Annotated in this window: 10 protein-coding genes; 5 read left to right on the top strand and 5 right to left on the bottom strand. The window is 61.5% G+C overall.

Annotated elements, in window-relative coordinates:
• The 5 genes from AC1DWF_RS15270 to AC1DWF_RS15250 form a co-directional block, all read left to right on the top strand.
• A partial coding sequence (locus AC1DWF_RS15270) for a formate--tetrahydrofolate ligase (protein ID WP_476787928.1) occupies positions 1-364 on the top strand: 364 nt, incomplete at its 5' end.
• 294 nt (positions 365-658) lie between these two features.
• Positions 659-1,792, top strand: coding sequence for an aminomethyl transferase family protein (locus tag AC1DWF_RS15265; protein WP_476782408.1), 1,134 nt, complete (start codon positions 659-661; stop codon positions 1,790-1,792).
• A 19-nt stretch (positions 1,793-1,811) separates the two neighbouring features.
• Positions 1,812-2,405, top strand: coding sequence for a dimethylamine monooxygenase subunit DmmA family protein (locus AC1DWF_RS15260; protein WP_476787991.1), 594 nt, complete (start codon positions 1,812-1,814; stop codon positions 2,403-2,405).
• Positions 2,402-3,367 carry a PDR/VanB family oxidoreductase gene (locus AC1DWF_RS15255; RefSeq protein WP_476841805.1) on the top strand — a complete coding sequence of 322 codons (966 nt, stop codon included), beginning with the start codon at positions 2,402-2,404 and terminating at the stop codon, positions 3,365-3,367. The genes AC1DWF_RS15260 and AC1DWF_RS15255 overlap by 4 nt, the downstream gene beginning before the upstream one ends.
• 41 nt (positions 3,368-3,408) lie before the next feature.
• Positions 3,409-4,449: a heme-dependent oxidative N-demethylase family protein gene (locus AC1DWF_RS15250; RefSeq protein WP_476785784.1), complete on the top strand. Its 1,041-nt coding sequence runs from the start codon at positions 3,409-3,411 to the stop codon at positions 4,447-4,449.
• Positions 4,450-4,510: 61 nt separating this feature from the next.
• On the opposite strand, the gene AC1DWF_RS15245 is transcribed toward AC1DWF_RS15250, so the two are convergent.
• The 5 genes from AC1DWF_RS15245 to AC1DWF_RS15225 form a co-directional block, all read right to left on the bottom strand.
• Positions 4,511-4,945, bottom strand: a complete 435-nt coding sequence (locus AC1DWF_RS15245) for a hypothetical protein (protein ID WP_476785783.1) — start codon at positions 4,943-4,945, stop codon at positions 4,511-4,513.
• Positions 4,946-5,099: 154 nt separating this feature from the next.
• On the bottom strand, positions 5,100-5,786 hold the full coding sequence (locus AC1DWF_RS15240) for a helix-turn-helix domain-containing protein (RefSeq protein ID WP_476788031.1): 687 nt from the start codon (positions 5,784-5,786) through the stop codon (positions 5,100-5,102).
• 164 nt (positions 5,787-5,950) lie between these two features.
• Complete coding sequence (locus tag AC1DWF_RS15235; RefSeq protein WP_476787990.1) at positions 5,951-6,868, bottom strand: sugar kinase; 918 nt, start codon at positions 6,866-6,868, stop codon at positions 5,951-5,953.
• A gap of 36 nt (positions 6,869-6,904) precedes the next feature.
• Positions 6,905-7,729 carry an IclR family transcriptional regulator gene (locus AC1DWF_RS15230; protein ID WP_476783148.1) on the bottom strand — a complete coding sequence of 275 codons (825 nt, stop codon included), beginning with the start codon at positions 7,727-7,729 and terminating at the stop codon, positions 6,905-6,907.
• 42 nt (positions 7,730-7,771) lie between these two features.
• A complete protein-coding gene (locus AC1DWF_RS15225) occupies positions 7,772-8,155 on the bottom strand; it encodes a RidA family protein (RefSeq protein WP_476783149.1) in 384 nt (127 codons plus the stop codon).
• Positions 8,156-8,216: the final 61 nt, after the last annotated feature.

Here is an 8,216-nt window from a genome sequence, read left to right as displayed (position 1 = left end):
GCTCTACCCCGACGACATGAAGCTGTTCGACAAGATCGACACCATCGTCAAGCGCATCTATCGCGGCTCGGAGGCGATCGCCGACAAGTCGGTACGCGACCAGCTGCATGCCTGGGAAGCCGCCGGCTACGGCCATCTGCCGGTGTGCATGGCCAAGACGCAATATTCGTTCTCGACCGATCCCAATTTGCGCGGCGCCCCCACCGGCCATGTCGTGTCGGTGCGCGAGGTCAGGCTTTCGGCCGGCGCCGGCTTCATCGTCGCCATCTGCGGTGAGATCATGACCATGCCCGGCCTGCCAAGGGCACCCTCGTCGGAAAAGATCTTCCTCAACGAACAGGGCCAGATCGAAGGCCTGTTCTAGGCCGGAAGCTTTCTCCCACGGCGCTCCTATCCACCCTCCTGTCCCCCAGGCCCGGAGCGCCCTTCAAGGCCTGGCACCATGTGTCAGGCCTTTTTTCTGCCAAACGTCGAGCCATCTTTGGGCGGCACGGCTCACCCACACCCGACGTATCGATGAAAGGCAAAATGTTGCCTATCAGTAAAATTTCTTGCACTTGGATATTGCCCTAGCGGCAATTTTGGGTTCAAATGTTCCCAACAATATCCGCCTTACGGCAAGGCCAAGGGCGGGGAACAATATGGAGGAGTACCAAAAATGACAGCTTCATGGCGTTTTTCGGCGTTGGGCGATCGCCACCGTGCCCTGGGTTCCAAACTGGAAGACTGGAGCGGCATGGGCACAGCCTGGAGCTACGACAAGGACGCGGACGAGGAATATATCGCGATCCGCACCAAGGCCGGACTGATGGATGTTTCGGGCCTCAAGAAGGTCCACATCACCGGCGCGCACGCCTCGCACCTGATCGACCTGTGCACCACCCGCAACCCCGAGAAGATCTATCCCGGCAAGTCGGTCTATGCCTGCATGCTCAACGATGCCGGCAAATTCACCGACGACTGCGTCATCTACCGCATGGGCCCCAATTCGTGGATGGTCGTGCACGGCGCGGGTTCGGGTCATGAGGAACTGACGCGCGCCTCGATCGGCCGCGACGTCTCGGTGCGCTTCGACGACAATCTGCACGATCTGTCGCTGCAGGGCCCGCTTGCCGTCGACTACCTCGCCAAGCACGTGCCCGGCATCCGCGACCTCAACTACTTCCACCACATGCAGACCCAGCTGTTTGGCCTGCCGGTGATGATCTCGCGCACCGGCTACACCGGCGAGCGCGGCTACGAGATCTTCTGCCGCGGCCAGGACGCGGGCACGATCTGGGACACCATCGTTGCCGAAGGCAAGGAGATGGGCATCATCCCGACGCGCTTCACCACACTCGACATGCTGCGCGTCGAGAGCTACCTTCTGTTTTACCCGTACGACAATTCGCAGAAGTATCCGTTCGCGAACGAGGGTCCTGGCGATACGCTGTGGGAGCTCGGTCTCGACTTCACCGTCAGCCCGGGCAAGACCGGCTTCCGCGGTGCCGAAGAGCACTATCGCCTCAAGGGCAAGGAGCGCTTCAAGATCTTCGGCGTGCTTCTCGACAGCGACAAGGCAGCTGACGAAGGTGCCGAGATCTATCGCGATGGCAAGAAGGTCGGTGTCGTGACCTGTGCGATGTATTCGCCGCTGGTCAAGAAATCGATGGGCATTGCCCGTCTCGACGTCGACTGCGCCATCGTCGGCACGCCGCTTGAGATCCGCAACGCCAGCGGCACGGTCAAGGCAACCGCCCAGTCGCTGCCGTTCGACGATCCCAAGAAGCTGAAGCGGACGGCAAAGGGCTGAGACCTTGGACAGTGCACCGGTGAAGACGATCCTCAGTCGCCCGGTCTACGGAATATTGTCCCCGCAGGCCGGAAAGAGCCACCTTCTCATAGCGGACGCCGAAGGGGCGTCCGCGATCCTGGACATGGCGAAAAAGGCGCCTGACGGCTTCTTCGCCAATGCCCACATCATGTTCATACCGGGCCGCACGGGCGATAGCTTTCAGGCATCGCTGAAGGCGTTGGCACCGGCCCAGTATTATGAAGGGCCATCGGTCGCGGCAGCGTTGCCGCGCCTGAACTGGACGCTCGCCAACGCCCATATGGGCCTGCGCATCTATCTCGCCGGTACCGAAGGCCTGATCGGCCAGATGATGCAGGCAGCGCTCGAGGCGGGCATCGACCCTGTCTCGATCCAGACCGAGCATCGCGGCTCGTGGGCCCGCCGGGTACAATGCGTGCACTGCAAGGGCATCACCGAAAACGTCACCACCCAGCCGGCCACCTGCTCGCATTGCGGCCTGCTGCTGCTGGTGCGCGACCACTATTCCAAGCGCCATGCTGCCTTCCAGGGCGTCTGCATCAATGCCGAGGATCCGACCGAGATCCCTCAGACAGAGGAGATTTTCCGGTGAGCGCGGGAACAAACAAGATTAACGTCACCGTGACCGAAGTGGTCGCGGTAAATGAACTGGTCAAGCGGTTCCATTTCGAGCGTACCGACGGCGGCGACCTGCCAACTTTCTCAGGCGGCGCCCATGTCGTCGTCGAAATGCGCGATGGCGACACCACCAGGCTCAATCCCTATTCGCTGATGAGTTCGCCGCTCACCACGCGCGACTACACCATCTCGGTGCGCCGCGACGATGTCGGCCGCGGCGGCTCGCTGTTCATGCACAACCGCGTCAAGCGTGGCATGGACATGGTGATCAGCTATCCGGTGAACCTGTTTTCGCTCGACCTGCGCGCCAAGAAGCATCTGATGATCGCCGGCGGCATCGGCATCACGCCGTTCCYTGCCCAGACAGCACAACTCGCTTCCACCGGCAGCAATTTCGAACTGCACTACACCTGCCGCAGCGAAGCGCTCGGCAGCTACTCCGATGTCCTGCGCGAACGCTATGGCAAGCGGGTCAACCTCTATCTCGACGAGCGCAACGAACGCATCCCGCTCGAACGCCTGCTCGCCACGCAGCCGCTGGGCACCCACATATATGTCTGCGGCCCCGCCGGCATGATCAAATGGGTGCGCGACATGGCGGCCACCCATGGCTGGCCGGACGACTCGGTGCACTACGAGCATTTCGCGGCACCGCAGCCGGGCACACCGTTCGACGTCAAGCTGGCTGTCAGCGGTCTGGAAATCCGTGTCGGCGAGCAGCAGAGCCTGCTTGAGGCGATCGAGGCCGCGGGCGTCGATCCGCCCTATCTCTGCCGCGGCGGCGTCTGCGGCCAGTGCGAGACCAACGTCATCTCCTATGACGGGACCTTCAAGCACAACGACCATTGGCTGAGCGATGAGGAGCACTGCTCGGGCAAGAAGATCATGCCATGCGTCTCGCGTTTCGAGGGCCGTTCGCTGGTCCTGGAACGGTAGAACACTCAGGGCGCTTGGCGCTCTGAAAGAGGGAGGAATTGATGGGAATTAACTTCAGGAAAGAGACGTTCCGCGACGATTTTACCTTCAGGAACAGTCCGGAAAACGTCAGGCGGTTTCCCTTCCCCTATCACGAAGACGCCTACATGTACTCGGTCAACATCGAGCCGCATGTGCCTGGGCCGAAGAACAGCGTGTTCGAACATCTGATCGATGTCGACGAGCACTATGTTTCGGAAATGCAGGACCGCGCCAAGGTCCTGGCAGAGGATCCGCTGCGCTGCCAGTCGTTGCCGCACATGACGCTCGCCGGCTGGGACCTGCTCGAACTGCTGATGACCGAGAAGGCCAAGAGCTACCCCGAGCACTTCACGCTGACGCGCGACGGCGACCGCTGGCACTGGATCAACCGGCCGCTCGGCATCGACGACACCTTCACCTTCGGCGACGTCTCCACCCTGCCCTACGGACCGATGGAATATATCACCCGCCAGAGTCAGGGCGACTTCGCCATCCTCGACCAGCGTGACGGCAATCTGTGGATGGATGCCGGCATGGTCACCACCCAGGCCGACTGGTCGCTCGATTTCGACATCGGCATGAACTTCTTCGAATGGCATGCCCCAGTGCCGCTGGCGCATGAAAAGGGCATCTTCACCCGCGCCCTCAAGTTCCTGATCAACATCCAGCAGGGCCAGCCGGCTCGGCGGCTGAATTGGACCATGACCATCAACCCGAGGCTCGATACCAGCCCGGAAAACTTCCACAAATGGGGCAGCGACCGCCTCACGGTAACGCCGGAGAATGTCGGCCAGAAGGTGCACCTGCGCGTCGAACTGCAGAGCTTCTTCCGGCTACCGCGTTCAAACGCTCTGGTCTTCCCGATCCGCTGCTATTTGCTCAAGATGGATGAGCTAGTGACCGTGCCCAAATGGGCGCGCCGCTTCCATCGCGTGCTGCGCGACCTGCCGGTGGAACTGGCCGAATACAAGGGCCTGACCCGCTATCGCCCGACTGTCGTCGAATGGCTGTCGAAATATGATGACGGTGCACCGACCTCGCCCGGCTTCAGCCCGGACTAGGTTTTCCGCCCGAGATTTGAAATGCCAAACGCCGCGTGTCCCAGGATGCGTGGCGTTTTGGTTAGGCAGGGTTGTCGTTGTCCAGCGCCTGCCTGGCGGAAGCGGGTGCTTGCCTTCGGTCGCCGGCAAAAAAAGCCCCGCCATTCCGCGACAGTTCGCCTTCTGCAAGGGCCCGCAGGACGCTACTCTTCCCATTGGCCGCTGAACGGAAAGCATCGTCGAACCGGACCGCCAGTTCACTGTCATGCATGTGCAGCAGACGTGGAACCCACTTGCCCTTTCCTGACCAGACGCCTCGGCCCAATAATGTGAGATCGGCGAGGGGTTGATAAAGGCTGGCTGAGATCGCCCGGATTTCAGGCGCGGTGCGATCGCCGTGCAAGTCCTCGATGAGATCTGCGATGATGTAGCGAAGCTCCTTGCTCCGCTTGTCCGTCAGCGGACCTGGACCCTTCAGCATGCGATCGGCTGCATCTTGCTTGAGGTTTTGCGCCAACCCCACGCCGTCTCCGATCGGCCGCCCGATGCTTCACGATTTCCTTGGCAATCGCCAAGGCGCCTTCTGCGGCAGTCTGCACGACCTCTCCTGGTTCAGGACACCTTAACCTGGGAAATAGACGCCATACAGAAGTCGATCAAGACCGGACAGCTCAATCGCCGCTGCTGCCCTGCGGGTAGGAGATGATCGAGAGGTAGCGGATCGGTAGTGTCGTCAACTCTTCCGGACCGTGCGGGGCATCGGCATCGAAGAACAGGCTGTCGCCCGGCGTCATGCGGTAGAGGTTGCTGCCATGGCGGTAAACGACCTCGCCTTCCAGCATGTAGAGGAACTCCATGCCCTCATGCTGGAACATCGGGAAGACGTCGGAATCCTCCGACAGCGTGATGAGATAGGGCTCGACCACGACACCGGCGGTGTTGGAGCCGATATGGCCCAGCAGATTGTACTGGTGGCCGGCGCGGGTGCCACGGCGCTCGACGTCGACGCCCTCATTCGCCTTGACGAAGACGGCATTGCGCTCTTCTTCAAAGCGGCGAAAGAACGCGGTCAGCGGCACGCCAAGCGCGCGAGATAGCGACTGCAGCGTGGTCAAGGACGGCGAGGTGATGCCGTTTTCGATCTTGGACAGCATGCCGAGGGAAATGTTGGTCATCGCCGCCAGATCGGCGACGGTGATGCCCAGCTTCTTGCGGAAAGCGCGGACCTCGTGGCCAAGCGCCACTTCCAGCACCTTTTCAGGCGTGTCGCGCACCGCATGCGGGTCCTGAAGCAGCGGCACCGGGCGAGCCTTTGCCGCAACGGCAGCCGATACCTTATTGCCGTCGGCATCAGCCACGGCTGACAAGCGGTCTTCCTTCACCCTAGTGATCCCCTGCCACGGCAATTTCGAAAAAACAACATTTCACTAGAGGTAAAGTTATTTTACAAGAAATCAAGTGCCTCCGATCAAAGCAGAGGCAAATTGCACAATGCCGCGGCAATGGCGGGCGACGCGGTTCATCAGGCCAATGCCTGCAACTCGGCAGGCGGCAGCAAGGCACCGTGATGGCCAATAACTGAGGCGGCGACGCGGGCGGCAAATTCGGCGGCGCCGAGATGATCACCGGTCTCGATGTATCTTGCCAGGAAGGCGCCGTTGAAGCTGTCGCCGGCGCCAGTGGTGTCGACCACTTTTTCGGCCACGGCCGACGGCACGAAAGTCTCACTGCCGCCGAAGGACAGCGTAATGCCCTCGGCACCGTTTTTGACAACAAGCTTTTCGATGCCGAGGCCGCGATAGCGGGCGATTGTCGCGCCGATCGAAGCATCACCGAAATAGGTCGCCTCGTCCTCGAAGCTCGGCATGACGATGGCAGCGGCGGCGGCACCAGCGGTGATCGTACGCCGCATGGTCTCCGCGTCATCCCAAAGTCTGGGGCGGATATTGGGGTCAAAGGCCACCAGCTTGCCCGCAGCCCTGGCGCGGTCGAGTTCGACCAGGAGGTTTTTTACCGCCTCGGGCGCGAGGATCGCCAGCGTGATGCCGGAAAAGAAAACCATGTCCGACGCATCGATGGCCGCGCGCAAGGCACCAGTGTCGTCGGCCAAAAGCCGCGCTGCGGAAGCCGAACGCCAGTAGGAGAAGCTGCGCTCGCCGTCCTTGAGATGGATCATGTAGAGGCCGGGGCTGCGCCCAGGAACGCGGCGGACGAAGCTCGTGCCAATTCCGGTGCCTTCGATGAAGGCAAGCATTTCATCTGAAATCGTATCGGTGCCGACCCCCGTGAAATAGTCGACGGCCAAGGCCTTGGGCAGGAAAGCCCTGACATAATAGGCTGTGTTGAAGCTGTCGCCGGCAAAGCCCTGCCGAAGCAGGCCACCTTCGGCCTGCCTGAGTTCGACCATGCATTCGCCGATTGAAAGAACGCGTCCCACCATGCTGTACAGCCAATCCATAGTTGATGTGAGTAAAGGTCAGGCGGTCATCGCCGGTCGGCCGCGCATGGGGCCGCCATACCCGTCGGCGACGTGGCCAAGGCGGCTCGACAGGTCGGCGGCGGCATCGAGCAGCGTCTTAAGATAGCTGGCGTGGTTCTTCAGCCCGTCCTCGCGCGGTGCGACCAGGCACAGCGTCGCCATGCAAGTGCGGTCGGCCTGGTAGACCGGCACGGCAAAGCAGTGGGTGAAGCTCTCGACCGCGCTGTTGAAGGTGAAGTAGCCGACGCGTGCCGCTTCGCGCACCTCGGCGATGAACTCCGCCGGATCAAGCCAGTCGCCATTCGGCAAGCGGAAATCGTCCTTCGGGATGAAGTCGAGGATTTCTTCGTCGCTCATATGCGAAACGAGCAGCCGGCCAGACGCCGTCCACGGGATCGCCACCGGGTCGCCGACATTGGAGGAGATGCGGAACTGGCGCAGCCCCTCCTTCATCTGGGCGACGGTGTATTTGTTGCCTTCGAGCACACACATCTGGGCCGTCTCGCGCGTCTCCTCGGCGATGTGCGTGAGCAGCTTGTCGCATTCGCGCATCAGGTCGAATTGCTCGGCATAGGCCATGCCGAGGAAATAGAGCTTGCGGCCCAGGAACACGCGGCCGTCGCCGCCGCGATACTCCAGAACGCCTTGCCGCATCAAAAGGTTGACCAGTTCGTAGACCGAAGAGCGCGGCGCGCCGATGCCTTGCGCGATCTCGTTGGGGCGCAGCGGCTGACGCTTCAGGCGCAGATGATTCAGGATTTCAAAGGCACGATCGAGACCGCGCGCGCGCCTGTTGATGATATCGTCAGCTACGTCGTCCATGCGCCGCCTCCCGGCGAATTGCCGAAGTGAAATCCTGTGTCGCTACGGCGCCTTGTAGGCGACGCAGTCGATTTCGACCTTGCAATCGACCATCATGCTCGACTGTACGCAAGCGCGGGCCGGCGGATGATCGCCGAAATACTCGGCATAAACACCGTTGAACGACCAGAAGTCCCGGGGGTCGTCGAGCCAGACGCCGACGCGCACGATATGCTCCAGCCCATAGCCTGCCTCTGTCAGGATGGCGATCAGGCTTTGCATCGTCTTGCGCGTCTCGGCGACAATGCCGCCACCGACGATCTCGCCATTTTCCATGGCAACCTGCCCCGATACATAGAGCCAGCCATTGGCTTCGACTGCGCGAGCGAAAGGCAATGCCTGCTTGCCCGCGCCGGATTGGCCTGTGCCGTAGCGCTTGATCGTCATGCTCATTCTCCGAATGCCGCGCGATGCCCGCGCGCCAGAAGTTTACAGGGTCTTCCAGCAA

The sequence above is a fragment of the Aminobacter sp. P4_D5 genome, assembly GCF_056401815.1.
This window is presented reverse-complemented; position numbering and strand designations above follow the sequence as displayed.